Origin of the sequence: Ensifer adhaerens, from assembly GCF_020035535.1 — a bacterium.
Classification (GTDB): domain Bacteria; phylum Pseudomonadota; class Alphaproteobacteria; order Rhizobiales; family Rhizobiaceae; genus Ensifer.
In genome coordinates this window covers 2,220,238-2,235,932 of sequence record NZ_CP083350.1, presented here as the reverse complement: position 1 = coordinate 2,235,932, position 15,695 = coordinate 2,220,238, and the positions used below count along the sequence as shown (strand labels likewise).

Annotated in this window: 13 protein-coding genes; 6 read left to right on the top strand and 7 right to left on the bottom strand. The window is 59.3% G+C overall.

What is annotated here, in order from left to right; translation table 11 throughout:
• Positions 1–121 precede the first annotated feature (121 nt).
• Entirely contained in the window at positions 122–1,087 is a 966-nt protein-coding gene (locus tag LAC81_RS30405; protein ID WP_223728382.1) for an oxidoreductase, read from the bottom strand.
• Positions 1,088–1,182: 95 nt separating this feature from the next.
• On the opposite strand from LAC81_RS30405, the gene LAC81_RS30400 reads away from it, so the two are divergent.
• Positions 1,183–2,088 (top strand): AraC family transcriptional regulator, encoded by a 906-nt coding sequence (locus LAC81_RS30400; RefSeq protein ID WP_223728381.1) that lies wholly within the window; start codon positions 1,183–1,185, stop codon positions 2,086–2,088.
• A gap of 256 nt (positions 2,089–2,344) precedes the next feature.
• Here LAC81_RS30400 and LAC81_RS30395 read toward each other — a convergent pair whose 3' ends face one another.
• Positions 2,345–3,061, bottom strand: coding sequence for a FadR/GntR family transcriptional regulator (locus LAC81_RS30395; protein ID WP_223728380.1), 717 nt, complete (start codon positions 3,059–3,061; stop codon positions 2,345–2,347).
• Between the two features lie 51 nt (positions 3,062–3,112).
• Between LAC81_RS30395 and LAC81_RS30390 the strand changes: the two genes are divergently transcribed.
• From LAC81_RS30390 to LAC81_RS30375, 4 genes are read left to right on the top strand one after another with little or no spacing between them, the layout of a single operon-like run.
• The gene (locus LAC81_RS30390) at positions 3,113–3,832 is read left to right on the top strand and encodes a gamma-glutamyl-gamma-aminobutyrate hydrolase family protein (RefSeq protein ID WP_223728379.1); all 720 of its coding nucleotides are present in this window, start codon (positions 3,113–3,115) and stop codon (positions 3,830–3,832) included.
• 58 nt (positions 3,833–3,890) lie between these two features.
• Entirely contained in the window at positions 3,891–4,739 is an 849-nt protein-coding gene (locus tag LAC81_RS30385; RefSeq protein ID WP_223728378.1) for an ABC transporter substrate-binding protein, read from the top strand.
• Between the two features lies 1 nt (position 4,740).
• Positions 4,741–5,832, top strand: coding sequence for an amino acid ABC transporter permease (locus LAC81_RS30380; RefSeq protein WP_223728377.1), 1,092 nt, complete (start codon positions 4,741–4,743; stop codon positions 5,830–5,832).
• 4 nt (positions 5,833–5,836) lie between these two features.
• Positions 5,837–6,580 carry an amino acid ABC transporter ATP-binding protein gene (locus LAC81_RS30375; protein ID WP_273700223.1) on the top strand — a complete coding sequence of 248 codons (744 nt, stop codon included), beginning with the start codon at positions 5,837–5,839 and terminating at the stop codon, positions 6,578–6,580.
• Between the two features lie 220 nt (positions 6,581–6,800).
• Here LAC81_RS30375 and LAC81_RS30370 read toward each other — a convergent pair whose 3' ends face one another.
• The 4 genes from LAC81_RS30370 to LAC81_RS30355 all read right to left on the bottom strand — a co-directional run bounded on the left by LAC81_RS30370 (position 6,801) and on the right by LAC81_RS30355 (position 12,275).
• Entirely contained in the window at positions 6,801–9,974 is a 3,174-nt protein-coding gene (locus LAC81_RS30370; RefSeq protein WP_223728376.1) for an efflux RND transporter permease subunit, read from the bottom strand.
• Positions 9,971–11,401, bottom strand: a complete 1,431-nt coding sequence (locus LAC81_RS30365; RefSeq protein ID WP_223728375.1) for an efflux RND transporter periplasmic adaptor subunit — start codon at positions 11,399–11,401, stop codon at positions 9,971–9,973. Before LAC81_RS30365 ends, LAC81_RS30370 begins: the two co-directional genes overlap by 4 nt.
• A complete protein-coding gene (locus LAC81_RS30360; protein WP_223728374.1) occupies positions 11,398–11,802 on the bottom strand; it encodes a FixH family protein in 405 nt (134 codons plus the stop codon). Before LAC81_RS30360 ends, LAC81_RS30365 begins: the two co-directional genes overlap by 4 nt.
• Positions 11,803–11,909: 107 nt before the next feature.
• Entirely contained in the window at positions 11,910–12,275 is a 366-nt protein-coding gene (locus tag LAC81_RS30355; RefSeq protein ID WP_328717886.1) for a hypothetical protein, read from the bottom strand.
• Between the two features lie 145 nt (positions 12,276–12,420).
• Here LAC81_RS30355 and LAC81_RS30350 point away from each other — a divergent pair, with 145 nt between their 5' ends.
• Positions 12,421–12,591 carry a hypothetical protein gene (locus LAC81_RS30350; protein WP_223728372.1) on the top strand — a complete coding sequence of 57 codons (171 nt, stop codon included), beginning with the start codon at positions 12,421–12,423 and terminating at the stop codon, positions 12,589–12,591.
• An 892-nt stretch (positions 12,592–13,483) separates the two neighbouring features.
• On the opposite strand, the gene LAC81_RS30345 is transcribed toward LAC81_RS30350, so the two are convergent.
• Positions 13,484–15,694 carry a hypothetical protein gene (locus LAC81_RS30345; protein ID WP_223728371.1) on the bottom strand — a complete coding sequence of 737 codons (2,211 nt, stop codon included), beginning with the start codon at positions 15,692–15,694 and terminating at the stop codon, positions 13,484–13,486.
• Between the last annotated feature and the right edge of the window lies 1 nt (position 15,695).

Genomic DNA, 15,695 nt, shown 5'->3' with positions numbered 1-15,695 from the left:
AGCCACAAAACAACCCGGCAGCCTCCCAGCACAATGCTGGCAATAATTTATTATTCGAAACCGCCGCATTTATCCGGGACATGTACCAGTTCGGCTGGTTCTATTGAACGGGATTGAGCAGCTACACCAACGTGGCCCCGGTCATCTGTTCGCTCAGTTTCCATATGCGCTCGGCCGCTGCCTCGTCCACGGCCCAGGCGTTCACACCCGATGTATCGCCGCCAGTGTTGATGTGGGCGATTTCGCAATTTGCACAATAGACTCCGCCCATACCGGTGAGCGCCGGGCTACTCGAACACCAGACGGTGGTCGCGGCCCCCTGTTCCGCGGTCTTTAGGTCCCGCTCGAGATCGATAATTGCTTCACCCAGTGCATCTCGGACGTTGAAGCTTGCGATTTCCGCCTCGCTGAGATGGCGCGCGAGCGGGCTGAGAACGGTGCCTGGGTGAAGGGAGAAAGCGCGGATACCGTGGTTCATGCCGCGTTTGTCCAAAGCGACGGCAAAGAGCACGTTAGCGGACTTTGCCTGCCCATATGCGATCCATTTGTCATACGCGCGCTGATTGAAACCGATGTCGGAGAAATCCACAGGCGAAATCGTGTGGCCACCGGAGGAGACTGACACGACCCGCGCCGAACCCGCCTTTCGCAGCGCAGGCCACAATCGAAGAGTTAATTGGAAATGCCCGAGGTGATTGGTTGCAAACTGTGCCTCGTAGCCACGGCTGTCGCGGGTTAGGGGCGTCGCCATGATGCCTGCATTGTTGACCAGGATGTCGAGCGCTCTGCCGCTTTGCAGGAACCTGTCGGCAAAAGCGTCGATAGAGGAAGGGACCAGCAGATCGAGGACATCGATTTCAACGCCGTCAATGGCGTCGGTGGCTTGGTGCGCTCGGGAAGCATCTCGTGCCGGGACGATGACGCGTGCGCCCGCATGGGCCAAGGCGCGGACAGCTTCCAGGCCAAGGCCGGAATAACCGCCAGTGACGATGGCCGTCCTGCCGGAAAGGTCGATACCGGCCACTACGTCCATAGCGGTGCTCGCAGGGCCAAATCCGGACCCGATCGGTAATTGAGGTGTTCTCATGGCTTTAGTCCTTTCGAAATCGGACTGGACAAGAACACAGTGAAGTTGGACTATCCATGCGAGATCATCCAAAAGAATGTTCCTACAGTCCAACGATGGCAGATATCCTTTCCGATGTCCTGGCGCTTGTCGATGCAACCAGCCACCTCTCCGTTGGCCTAGTGACAGGGGGTGATTGGTCGGTAAGGATCGATCACTTCGACGGCTTGAAGTTCAACGCAGTCATACGGGGGAAGGCTTGGCTGGCGGTAGACGGCATAGAAGATCCCATTCCGATGGTGGAGGGGGATTGCTTCATCCTGACGCGAAGCATCGGCTTCACGCTGGCAAGCGATCTCTCACTCGAAGCCACCCCGGCCAGCGTCGCGTTCGCCGATCAAGAGGGCAATATCGCCCGCTTCGGCGCCAAGGATGATTTCCTCGTGCTTGGTGGCAAGATGACGATTGACGAAGCCGCGGCTGGACTGCTCGCCGATGTCTTGCCGTCTGTGATTCATGTTTCGGCGGGAAGCACGCTTGCCAGCGATCTCAGATGGCTGATCGAAAAGCTTGTCCGCGAGGTCTCTGATGCGCGGCCCGGCTCGAGGTCGCTGCCGTCTCACCTCATGCACCTGATGTTCGTCGAGGGCATCAGATCGTGCCTTTCCGAAACCAAAGGGATCAATTCCGGCTGGGTCGGCGCCCTGCATGATCCGCGCATCGGCCGGGTTCTCGAGGCGATGCATTCGGATCCGGCGCGGCGATGGTCCTTGCCGGATCTGGCATCGATCGCCGGGATGTCGCGTGCAAATCTGGCGCTTCGCTTCAAGAAGCTCGTCGGAACATCGCCGCTCGAGTATCTCGCAAGCTGGCGCATGCAGCTCGCAAGTCGGGAACTTCGTCATACAAAGGCAGCGATATCCCGCGTGGCGGAAAGACTGGGCTTCTCCTCGGAGAGTGCATTCAGCGCAACGTTCAAACGGCATTTTGGTCACACGCCAACCGCACATCGCGCGGAATGAACCCGCATACCATCGCCGCGGGTCGATCTGCCCCTGGGGCCAAAAGGTCCGAAACTTCCCCTCGCCAGGTTGGGAACCTGAACCTAGGAAAGCAATATCTCCTCGTCGCAAAGCGATCTGCGAAGATGGCGTCGTCGCCGACCTCTGACACCGCGCGTAGCTGCCTTACCAGCACCGGAGCCACGCCGGGCACGTGAGTCCTACAATCAGACGACCAGGTGTCCACAGCCCACGCCCTGTAACATTATGGCGTTTGTCATTCAGGTAGAAGTGCGACCATCCAGTTAAAGGTGCTTTCGACATGGGCGATCAGCTCCCGCCTTGCGAGATCGCTCTGTCGCTCCGCTATTGCCACTATGAGGCCAGAATGAAGTCCCTCCAAATTCAGACGCCAGGGGTCGGAGTAAGGATTGCTCGATAGAAGTCGGCTGAGTTCAGCTTGAATGCTGGATTCCTCGCGGTGAAGCCGTCCGGACCGAGCGGCCGAGGATATGAGCAAATGAAGCTTTGCGTCAGCTAACCGCATCGCATCGTGCTTTGAGATCGAACGGTCGAACTCCAGCGAGGCTTCCCGGATCGCATCGAAGTCAGCCTGCTCGCCTCTTTCAGCGGCAAGATAGCAGGCCTCGCCCGACACGGCCCGGCGCCAGTCCGCCAACTCCCGCACTTCCTTGCGGGAATAACTCATCGTCTTCGACAAATGAGAGAAATTTTCCGCCGCATTCAAGCTGACGAAGTTGCCTCCGAAGCGGCCACGCTTGGTTTCTATGAGACCTACCTCGCGCAACGTCTCAAGCGCGCGTCGCAGCGTCATGACCGCAACACCGAAGGCGTTCGCTAGATCCGCCTCGCTGGGCAACCGATCACCCGGCTGCAACTCCCCTGTCGCAATCGCTTCGCTCAAACGCCCAAAGATTACCTCCGGCGCGCTCCTACCAGCAGAGTCCAGTGGTGTCAGAAACTTGTATTGCATTTAACCTCTAGATGTTATATGTATGAAATCCAATCATACAGGAGAGGACGAATGCGATCAACAGCGCCCAAGCGAGCGCTCATTGCTTGTTCCACATTTGACTACCCATACCATTCCCCTCAAAGCAGGCTCTTTGGGGACACTCTGACCCATAATCTGATCGCTCGAGCAGCAGACGCCGGCATAGAAGCGGAACTCGTTGACACGTTGCAAGGCGGCGTCTCCCCAGAAGCGGCCCTAAAGGGGTTCGATCTACTTGTCGTGCTCGGCGGTGCAGACGTTCATCCTAACCTCTATGGACACGAGCGGAGTAGATATACGAGGACATCCCCCGATGAAGCGGGAGATTTGTTCGAAATTTCCCTGCTTCGACACGCGGTTGGTACAGGGACGGATGTCCTTGCAATTTGTCGAGGCATGCAGCTGCTGAATGTTGCGCTTGGTGGGAGCCTGGAACAACATTTGCCGCCGACGGGCCGTCACTATTCGCCTGAAAACAGCGCTTCCTTCGTTGATCACCCGGTTAACATCATCAGCGGCACCCATCTCGCTTCGATTTTTGGCTCTGAGGCAATCGAGATCAGTTCCGCCCATCATCAGGCGGTTCAGGTCTTGGGAGAAGGACTATCCGTGGCAGCGCGGGCGGACGATGGCGTCGTGGAGGCTGTCGAACGCGCTGGAGACAATCTTGTTATCGGCGTGCAGTGGCACCCCGAAGCAATACAGGCCGATCAGCAGGCGATGATCGCGATGCTCAAAGCATATGCGTAGCGCAGTGCGTGACTGCCCACCAAAAAATCAAAACTTTTCTCGCAAGTAGGAGGTGCGAATGAACATGAAGGTTATCATAGCAGGCGTTGCCGTTGCGGTGTGTGGATGGTCCACTGTGTTAGCTCAGCCCGCTGAGCAGTTTGGTGATTGCCAAGTGACTGGTGCTGCAGGAAGTATCAAGTTCACACCCCTTCAAGAAGAAACACTCGTCGTCACAACTGTCCTTCCATCACCCGGCTGGTGGAATGGGATGAGGCCCGACGACATCAAGAGCGGGTTTGAATACTGCTTAGCCGCTCAAATTGCACATCGTGCCGGGCTGTCGCGCGTTGAGGTGCGAAACGTGGCTTGGGATCAATTCATTTCAGGCGCTGCCAGCGGCTATGACATTGCCATGGCCGCCGTGACGATCACTGATGAGCGCCGCGCGGTCATGGATTTCTCGGCGCCCTACTTCGCTTCCAACTTGGGGGTTGCGATCAGAGCCGGGGATGATGTCAGCTCGGAAAACATCCGCGCGAAGCGGATAGGTGTCTTGCAAGGCAACATGGGTGCCGAATGGGTGATGAACACTCTGAAACCCGACAATCAACCCTTTTTGTTCCAGAGCCAAGCAGACGCGGTTACCGCCCTAACAGCGAAGCAAGTCGACGCGGTCATCACTGACACTGCGCTCACCTTGACAGCCGTGAAAGCCAGCAACGGCGCCCTCGTCGTTCCCGGTCAATTCAAGCTGGGCCAGTCCTATGGCGTAGTTCTTCCAAAAGGCTCACCAAACCTCAATGCGGTAGATGAGGCGGTAACGAGCATGCAATCAGACGGCTCGATTGCGGATTTGACGCGGCAATACTTGGCGCCGTTGTTCGGTGGCAATCCTGACGAAGTCCCGTTCTGGGAAGCAAAATAGCATGGCCAGCATAGTTTTAGACGCCAGCGCGCATGGCCACGCCTTGTCGCCACCTCGGCCTAGCAGACAACTCGCATATGGCGCTGTTTTATCCAGCAGCGCCGTTGCCATCCTCACTCACCTGATGTGTCAACTCGCGGTCGCTCAAGCCAGCGACCCGGGCCTGATCCGATTTTGCTACGCACTCAACTTGCTTTGCGTAATTTGCGCAGGTGGCGTTTTGTGGTTTTCGTTCGTCGCGACCAAGGCATCTCATGAAGCCGACGCGCGCGTCCGAACAGGCCTGATCTTAGAGGCTCGCGCACTGTCTGATCGGTCGCGGCAGGAAAGCTTGGTCTGCTTTGGCCTTTCCGCAACCCTGCTCATCGCTTGCACTGCGGTGATGCTTGTTGTCATGAACGACGGGGCGGTGCAGAAGACGTTCCTCCGGCCGGACGTGATGTTGGCAAGCTTGCAAGATGTGTCATTGGCATTCCTCGTGAACATCGCCATGGCGATTGTCGCACAAATTCTCGTCATGATTTTCGGTCTTGCATTGGCGGTTGCGCGGATGATGCCGGGCCGGGCCGGTGCTCCAATTCGATTTCTCGCGGTCGCCTATATCGATCTCTTTCGGGCGGTTCCGGCAGTCATCGTTATCTACCTAGTGGGATTCGGCCTTCCGCTTGCGAATATTCCCGTCGTTAGCGAATTTCCTCCCATCCTCTTCGCTATTGTCGCGCTGACAGCAACTTACAGCGCCTATATCGCGGAAACGTTCAGATCCGGCATCGAGTCGATCCACCCATCGCAATGGTCCGCCTCCAGGTCACTGGGCATAGGATATGTGAGGACACTCCGCTACATCATCCTGCCGCAAGCTATCCGGAACGTGATTCCTCCGCTGCTGAGCTCGTTCATCGGGCTCCAAAAAGATACGGCGCTCGTGAACATCATCGGGACCATGGACGCATTTAATCAGGCGAAGTTCTACGCATCCACGAGCTTTAATCTTTCGTCCGTCACCGTGGTCGCGATCTTATTTTTCGTCTTCACAATTCCTCAAACCCGGCTCGTAGATCGCCTGCTCGCCACTCGTGCAAGAAGAGGATGAGCTTGTGGCCTTCATTCAGATAAACGACCTCAAGAAAAACTATGGTCCAATGGAGGTGCTCAAGGGGATCGACCTAAAGGTTGAAAAACATCAGGTCGTCAGCTTGATCGGAGCATCCGGTTCGGGGAAGTCCACCCTGCTCAGATGCATCAACGCCTTGGAAACAATCAATGGCGGAACGATCTCAATCGCCGGTGACGTTGTCTCAGGACCAGGTGTCGATGTCGACCGCTTGCGCAGGCGCGTGGGGATGGTTTTCCAGTCCTTCAACTTGTTCCCGCATATGACCGTTGTAGAAAATATAGCCTTCGCACCGACGACTTTGCTGAACGAGCCCCGCGCAGCGGCCACAGAAAGGGCAATGGCACTTCTCAGGCGCGTGAGACTTGAACACCGCGCCAACTACTACCCCGATCAGCTTTCAGGCGGCCAGCAACAGCGCGTGGCAATCGTTCGAGCAATCGCGATGCGGCCCGAGGCAATCCTCCTGGACGAAATTACGTCGGCTCTCGACCCCGAACTTGTTTCAGAAGTTCTGGACATCATTCGGGAACTCGCCGTCGAGGGAATGACGATGATTTTGGCCACGCACGAGATGCAGTTCGCGCGGGAGGTTTCAAATACTGTTGTCTTTCTTGAACAAGGGTGCCTCCTCGAACAAGGGCCGCCTGAACAAATTTTTGGCGACCCCAGGGAAGAACGAACTCGAGCATTCCTTAGGCAAATTATCGAGGCCGGACGTATCTAGTCCATAAAACATCCTCAAATTGATGGATTTGGGCAAGGTAGCTGCCACACGTCAAGGCGGCGCTCCCTGCCCTCTCCGTTTCCCGGAGCACACTGACAGCGCGCCTTTCGCTTGCGCACTTCGGGTGTCGCATCTCGAGTCCGGACGCGGAGGAATTGCCTCGACATTGTCAACACTCCCTCGCGATGCCGGCCGGGACCTCGGTGCATGGTTGCATCTTTCATTCGGCCGCCTCCTTGAGGCCCATCTCGGTGGTTTCGACCGCTAGTCGGTCGTCGGTGCGGGCTGGCAAACGCCAGCCCTTCACCAGTCCGTAGATTGCCGGGATCACCGCCAGCGTCAGCACCGTCGACGAGATCATGCCGCCGATCATCGGCACGGCGATGCGCTGCATGATTTCCGATCCGGCCCCAGTGCTCCAGAGGATCGGCACCAGCCCGGCGGTGATCGCTACGACCGTCATCATCTTTGGCCGCACCCGTTCCACCGCTCCGACCATGATCGCGTGATGCAGGTCGTCCCGCATGAAGGGGCGCTGTTCGCGGTCGCATTCCTCACGACGTTCGCGAAGCGCATGATCCAGATAGATCAGCATGATCACACCCGTTTCTGCCGCCACGCCCGCAAGCGCGATGAAGCCGACGACCACCGCCACCGAGGCGTTGAAGCCCAGCCACCACATCAGCCAGATGCCGCCAACCAGCGCGAAGGGCAGCGACAGCATGACGATGAGGGTCTCGGTCAATGCCTTGAAGTTCAGGTAGAGCAGCAGGAAGATCAGCGCGAGGGTCAGCGGCACGACGATTGCAAGCCGCGCCTTCGCCCGTTCCAGATACTCGTACTGGCCGCTCCAGGCGAGCGTGTAGCCGGGAGGAAGCGATACGCTCTTGGCTACAGCTGCTTGCGCGTCGGCAACGTAGCCGCCGAGGTCACGGTCGGCGATGTCAACGAAGATATAGACCGCAAGCTGGCCATTCTCGGTCCGGATCGTCGTCGCGCCGCGTTCGAGCTTGACGTCGGCGACAGCTCCGAGAGGCACCGTCCCGCCGCCGGGCAGTGCTACCTCGATGTCACGCGCAATCGACTGAGGATCGCTGCGGAACGCTCGCGGGTAGCGGACGGCCACGCCGTAACGCTCTCTCCCCTCGACGGTCAGGGTGACCACCTCGGATCCAAGCGCCGTAGCGATGACATCCTGGACGTCGCCGATGCTGAGACCATAGCGCCCGAGTGCGGTGCGGTCTGGAACGATGTCGAGGAAGTAGCCGCCGATCACACGCTCGGCGTAAGCGCTGGAGGTTCCGGGAACAGCCTTCAGCACAGTCTCGACGTCGCGCGCCACCCGCTCCATCTCCTTGAAATCGGTTCCGTAGACCTTAACACCGACGGGCGTGCGGATACCCGTCGACAGCATGTCGATGCGGGCACGGATCGGCATGGTCCAGGCGTTTGAGACACCGGGGAACTGCAACGCCGCGTCCATCTCCCGCTTCAGGCTGTCGATGGTCATACCCGGCCGCCATTCTGACTTGGGCTTGAGGGTAATGATCGTCTCGAGCATCTCCGTCGGGGCCGGGTCGGTGGCGGTCAGCGCCCTGCCTGCCTTGCCAAAGACCGTCTCGACCTCTGGGAAAGACTTGATGATCCGATCCTGCGTCTGCATCAGCTCGCCCGCCTTGGTTACTGACAGGCCGGGCAGTGTCGTCGGCATGTACAACAACGTCCCTTCGTTGAGGGTCGGCATGAACTCGCTGCCGATCTGACGCGCCGGCCAAACCGTTGCGGCGAGTGCCGCGACCGCGAGCAGTATTGTGATCGTCTTCGCCTGCAGCACCCCGGCGATGATCGGGCGGTAACTCCAAATCAGGAAGCGGTTGAGCGGGTTCTTGTGTTCTGGCACGATCCGTCCGCGCACGAACATGACCATCAACGCGGGAACGAGCGTCACCGACAGCAGCGCGGCCGCCGCCATGGCGAAAGTCTTCGTGAAGGCAAGCGGTCCAAACAGCCGCCCCTCCTGCGACTCCAGTGTGAAGATCGGCAGGAAGGACACGGTGATGATCAGCAGGCTGAAGAAGAGCGCTGGGCCGACCTCGCTCGCCGCTTCGATCAGGACTTCGGCTCTGGGTTTGTCGGGCGGCGCGCGCTCGAGGTGCTTGTGGGCGTTCTCGATCATGACGATCGCCGCATCGATCATCGCACCGATGGCGATGGCGATGCCGCCGAGGCTCATGATGTTGGCCCCGATCCCGAGCGTCCGCATCGCGATGAAGGAGATCAGGATACCGATCGGCAGCATGATGATGGCGACGAATGCGCTCCTCACATGCAGTAGGAAGGCGATCGTCACCAGGGCGACGATGATCGACTCCTCGACCAGCGTTCCCTTGAGCGTCTCGATCGCCGCGTTGATCAACTCTGAACGGTCGTAGACGGGTACGATCTCGGTGCCGGCCGGCAGACTGTCCTTGACAGCCGCCAAGCTCTTCTTGGCATTGTCAATCACGCTGAGGGCGTTCTCGCCCACGCGCTGCAGCACGATGCCGCTTGCGACCTCGCCTTCGCCATTCAGCTCGGTGATGCCGCGACGCTCGTCGGGGACCGTTTCCACCCGCGCCACGTCGCCGAGGCGCAGCGGTGCACCGCCTTCGGTCATCAGCACGATGTTCTCGATGTCCTTGATGCCCTGTAGATAGCCGCGGCCGCGGACCATGAACTCAAATTCGGAAATTTCGACCGTGCGTCCGCCGACGTCACGATTGCTGGCCCGCACTGCGTCGACAATCTGCTTCAGCGTCACGTTCTGGGCCCGCAGCCGTGCCGGATCGACGACAACGGAATACTGTTTGACGAAGCCGCCGACGCTCGCGACCTCGGCGACGCCATCGGACTTCGAGGCGCCAAAGCGCACTACCCAATCCTGCAGGGAGCGCAGTTCGGCCAGCGACAGCTCCTTGGCAACAAGTGCGTACTGGTAGACCCAGCCGACACCCGTCGCGTCTGGACCGAGACTCGGCGAGACGCTTTCGGGAAGTCGGCTCGCGGCGGCGTTCAAGTACTCGAGCACGCGGCTTCGCGCCCAATAAGGATCGGTCCCGTCCTCGAAGATGACGTAGACGAAGGAGATGCCGAAGAAGGAGAAGCCGCGCACGACCCTCGACCGCGGCACCGTCAGCATCGACGTCGTCAGCGGATAGGTGACCTGATCCTCGACCACCTGCGGCGCTTGGCCTGGATAGTCGGTGAAGACGATGACCTGCACGTCCGATAAGTCGGGAATGGCATCGAGCGGAAGCGAGCGCAGGGAGTACACGCCCGCGGCGATCGACAGCGCGGCTCCGACGATGATCAGTACCAGATTGCGGGCCGACCAGGCGATGACGTTGGCAATCATGGCTTCACCTCGCCAGCAGTGAGCGCGTTCAGCGCCGCGTTGAGATTGCTCTCGGCGTCGAGCAGGAAGTTCGCCGAAACGACGATCTTCTCTCCCGCTTCAATCCCTTTCCTGATTTCCGTACGCTCGTCGCCGCGCGCTCCGAGCGCGACATCGCGTGGTTCGAAGCGACCTTCGCCCTTGTCGACGAACACCACCTGTCGGTCACCCGTATCGATGACGGCGCTGTTGGGCACCGCGACGACCGGCGCGATGCCACCCGACGCGATCTGGACTTCGGCGTACATGTTGGCGAGCAGCAGGCCTTCGGCGTTCGAGAGCTCGATCCGCACCTTCGCCGTGCGCGTTTGCGTCTGCAGTTCGGGATAGATCAGGTCGACCGTGCCGTGGAACACCTTGCCCGGCAGGTTCCGCACGCGGACCGTGGCGTGCGCGCCCTTGCGGATGCTCGCGGCATCGAACTCGGGCACATCCGCGATCACCCACACCTTCGACGTGTCAGCGATCCTGAACAGGATGTCGCCAGCCTCGGCCATCATGCCCGTCGTCGCGCCGCGCTCGAGTACCACGCCGTCGCCTGGCGACAGATACGCGATACTTCGGGGAACCGTCCGGCTTCGTGCGATGGCCTTTATCGTTTCCTCTGGCACGCCGAGATTGCGCAGTTGCAGCGCGCCGCCGATGTCGAGGTCCGGTTTGCCGCCGCTGCGCAGTTCCGTCGCGTACTCCGCTCCCGCCTTGGCGATGTCCTTCGAGAAGAACTGGAAGAGCTCGTCGCCCTTCAGCACCCGGTCGCCGGTCGTCACATCGGCGACGCCCTCGATGAAGGCGTTTGCCCGCATCGAAACGATCCGTACCAGGCGCTCGTCGAAGGTGATCGTTCCCGGCACACGCACCTCGCGGCTGACGACGCCACTCACTGCCGTCGCCGTCTTCACTCCGGTCCGCTGGAGCTTGCCGAGCGAGACCTTGACGACGGAACTGTCCGCTTCCTCGCCGTCATAGACCGGAAGGTAATCCATGCCCATCGAGTCCTTCTTCGGCACCTTGGAGGTATCGGGAAGGCCCATCGGATTGCGGTAGTAAAGAACCTTGCGCTCGGCGGCCGCGTCTGAGACTTCCGACCTCTTTGGAACGGCCTTCTTCCTTGTGTCGAAGGATACGTCCTCGCTCTCGCGCACGGCGACGAAAGCCCGCCCGTCGGCAGTCTCCCTCGGTGTGGCCGAGTATTCCGGCGAGCCGTCCGGGTGACGGTAATAGATGACATTGCCCGTCGGCATGACCGCAGGCTGCATGGTTCCCCCGAGCGTCTGCTCGGAGAAGAGTTTGCTGAAATCGGTGGCGAAGCCGCGCGTGCCCGCCAAGTAGCCTCCCCCGCCGGCAACGGCGAGGGCGCTAACGAGGAGCAGGAATTTGACGGGTTTCACGGCGTGGCCTGCAGCACCAGTTCGCCCTGGACGGTTTCGGTCTCGCCCTGGACCTTCGCAGCCAGCTTCAAACGCCAGCCGCCCTCCATGCTGAGGTTGGTCTTGAATCTATAGACACCGGGTTCCGTCGAAGCCATGGCCTCGACCGGGGTGGTCATCGCCTCCATGCCTTCCGGTGCCATGTCCATGCGGGTCGTGAAGATCACGGCGTCGGAGACGGGTTCGTCAGTTCTCTTGTCGACGAGGCGGACGGCGACCGTCGCCTCCGGTCCGTGGGTCACTTCGGACTCGACAAGCTTGAATTCATAGTCCGTCGCTGCGGCGTGGGAAACAGTAGTCGAAGCCAGCGCGATCGCCAGCGACGCGAAGATTGCCTTCGCAGAAATCACCTTTGCGGTCATATTGAAATCTCACCCAGGACGGGCGCGCAGCCGCGTCCCTTAAAAAATACGATGTCGGAAACCTCCGCCGTGCAGGCAGAGCGAATCCAGTGGATCGGAGGGTGAAATCAGGCTTTGGGAGGTCGCGCTGGCGGTTCGACGAGCGCAGACGGCAGGAGGTTTTCCTGGAGGATCGGATGCGACAGTTCGCGTGCCGACAGATCGATGCGCCAGCTATTTGCCTTGCTGCCGTGCGCGAGAATAATCGAAGAGCAGACGAGTGCGAGAGGACACGTCTTTCCGCAATCATTCTTCTGGGCTGGTTGCGGCTCCGGGCAACAGGACATGTCGTCCATGCCTGTCGTCTCGTCCATCTGCATATCGGGCGTAAGAGCCATGGCGCTCGCAGCCGTGCCAACGCTCACGGGACCAAGCACGACCCCGAGCAACGCTAAGACACAAAAAAAACGCCGGAGCGCGACGACTACGAACATGAACTTATGCTTGCATAGCGCGGCGCTCATTGGAAGACGCTCACGGAAAGTTGCGACCGACCGCCGCACCGACGCATTGGCAGACTGGCAGCCGCGCGGCGAGACGGTCATCGATCAGGACCTGCTAGTCATCAGAACCTACCGGATGGAATTTGAGATCGAGCCCGACGGCGCGGCTCCGAGGCAGCGCGTGTTCATCGACTACGACTATCCGGGCACGCTCGCGGGCAAGCTGCTGGGCTCGTTGGTGGGGTCGCTGTATGCTCGCTGGTGCGTCCGCCGTATGGCAAGGGATGCGCGCCGAAGGTTTCTATAGCCGAGCGACAGGAGGATGCCCTTTCCGCCGCATCCCCATGATAGAACGGCACAGCACTGAGACTTTGTGCAGACGGCGGGGCCATGGCGATCGACATACGCGGTCGCTCCGAGAGTACCGTGCAGACTGAAAAACTGAAGGCAGAGGGCACCGATCAGGATGACCTGGAGAATTCGGAACCCAGGCATGGTACGGGTTTCTTTGAGCCCACATTCCTGCTGCCGCTCAAAAGTTCCGCAATGGATCTGGGCGTCCGGGGGAACGGGGTCTTTAAAACGCTCATACCCGAGACCCTGAAATCTGTAGGGTTTTCGAGCCTAAGTTCGCGAAATACTCCGTTCTCTGATCGTTCTCTTCAGCTCTTCGCTTAATTCCCCTGTTATCAACCGATAGGCGACCTTCCTGAGAAGACCGGTCAAAATGTTCGATACTCCGAATGGGTTAGAAATGCTCTTTCGTACACGCCGTGTTCCAGTGGCGTTCGGCGAATATTAGGCATTAAACTTTCAGTGGAAATTCAGGGTTTTATTCGAAGTTCAGCGCAGTTTCCTTTGACGCATCGGTCACTTTTGTCGTTCGACAGCTCAGCTCCCTGGGCGAGCTTCCATCAATGCATTCGGCTATCAAACGACCGAGTTTGGGAAGCGTAGAGTTCGAACGCTGCTTCTAACCGATTTCAGGGGCTGCAAGCAGCTTCTCATATACGGAGACGTGTGATGCCTGAGCCAGTTCTCGGCTGCAGCGTCATGTCCCGCAAAAGGGCATTCCTCCTGAGTGAAAGCCAGGAGCGCGCTTGCGGGATTCCTCTCAAGCACCCGCTCGATGCGGCTGGGCGACGGCGGCATGGTCACTACGCGACGAGCAGTGCCTTGAGGTGCAAGCGGAACAGTTGTCATGGGTTAAGGTCCTTGTCGAAGTAGCCGACGATATCTGGAGAACCCAGCGCCTCCCACTGCGGCGCCGGGCCGCCTTTGAGGACCGACCGCGACAAAAGCAGGTTCGATGCGCTGCACGACACCTCGCTAACCATGATACAAGCGGGGCACGCGCCTCCTCGGCTGTCACAAAGACTGCCAGAGCCGCATCTCAACATGCGCAGCTCAATCGACCGCCTGAGGAAATCCATAGCGTGGTTGCGCCACATCGCGGAGATGTTGCCGAGGTCGGCAGTCATGCCTTTGCGGTAGATCGTTAAGGCGAGGTCCGCCGGGAAGATGTATTCGCCGATGCCATCCCTGTCCAACCCGGACGCGTCAGCGAGAGAGTGAATGAGCTGGTGTGACATGGAATGCAGGAGCATGAACACGTAGGGCGCAAGCTCTCGTGACATCCCCTGCCTCTCCCTGTCCTTGAAACGATCCAGGAACTGACCGAAATCACTGTATGTCTCAAGGTATCTGCGGGCCAGACTGGCACCGTCGGCCGGAAGGCCGGAAACTCCGTTTCGTTCAAGCCATCGGAGAACTCGCTGCTCGTCCAGCCTGATGTAGAGAGCTTCGTTCTTCTGTTGGGTCACATAGATTGGCCGCCCGCCGCCCTTCATGCTATCGAAGGCCACTAATCGAACGGGCATTGGGACTCTGCGGTTGTTGGACTCGCGTTCATAGACGGGTGTCGCCGAAACCCTGGTGAACCCGAAGCTGTACTCGCAGATGGGCAAGCTTCGAAGAAGGAACATTTCGCTGATACCGGTTGACTTGAGTATGCCCCGGACATCGGCCTGGTAGCGCCTCAGTTCTTCAGCGATCCCAGCTTTCTCGTGCAGGGTGATATCCGGCTCCGTCACGTCTATCGCCGTCTTGCGAAGCCCTCGCTGCCCCTCCCGGATGTGTTCTTCAACGAACGCGGCGTGCTCGACGGTAAGGCGGATCGGGTCAAACTTCTGGGCCCATTCCTGGCGCGCGTCGACAGCGACCACGATTTCGTCACTTGCGAGCCGACCCCGCTCGATGACGCCATCCGAGAACCATTTCTCCCTCAGACGCCTGACCCCTTCCTCGAAGCTTTGGGTCAATGCGGAGCCGGCGGTAAAGGTTTTTATCATGTTGCGGGCGTTTTGATACTCGCTCCACTCGTTCTGTCTCTGTTCGCGAATGAGCGCCTGCTCTATCTCTGCGTCGGAGGGTTCCTCGTATGGGATGGAGTGGATGGAAGCGAGTTTTTGAAGAAGCTCATCCTTCCTGTCCGGTTTCATCAACTGGACGACCTTCGTCTCCCGCACTTCGATGAAGCTGCCTCTCTGGGGATAGAAGGTGCTGCTCGCTCGATATGACACCGGCAGCATGTCGACCTGGATGAACTCGAACGACTGACCGCCCGGCTTGAGGCTGTCGATCTTCAGCGTCTGCAAGACGTCCTTCTCAGCCTTCTTGAGATCGCGCTGTGTGCCACAGCTTTCGCAGACGTACTTCCATTCGGAGAAAACGGGTGCCTTGTTTCTCAGGATGAACTGCTGCCAGCCACACGTGCACCGCTCTATCTGTCGCACTTCCTTCCCGTCGTCGCTCACCGTCCAGTTATACGGGCTGAGCGGCTGTATCGTGCCATACCAGTGGGCATACACGACATCGACCTGCGTCCACCGTGAAGGATGGTCCTTGCATGCGGCGGGAAGCTTCTTCTTCGCCAGCTCGGCGACGCTCTTGAACTCGTGAACTCTGCCACATTCCCCGCATTGGAAGAGCAGAGGATAAGGCACGTAGCCGATGAGGTTTGGCTGGTTCAGCACGAATTGCGCCTGATCTACGGCGATTTCTCCAGTCTCGATGTCGTAGAAGGCCTCATCGAGAATGAATTCATCGGGTGCGGTTGGACATGCCTCTCGCGCCCGAACATGCCAACTCTGCGCGAATTGCTTGACACCCTCGAAGATGGTGTCGCTGACATTGCGCGGAAGTTTTTCTGCGAAGGGTTGCCTGATGGGCACCGATTTGCAGATCCCGCGCCCGCCTTCCCAGGTCATGAGAACCCCAGGTGCGTATGACGTGGCGATCTGTGCCCGCGAGCGCTGCATCATCGGCGGCCCCGCCTTCTTGCTGGTTTCTTCCTCCCGCTGCCTGCCCTGCGCGCGCGCCATATGGCCTGTCTTTCCCCCTCCCTTCATT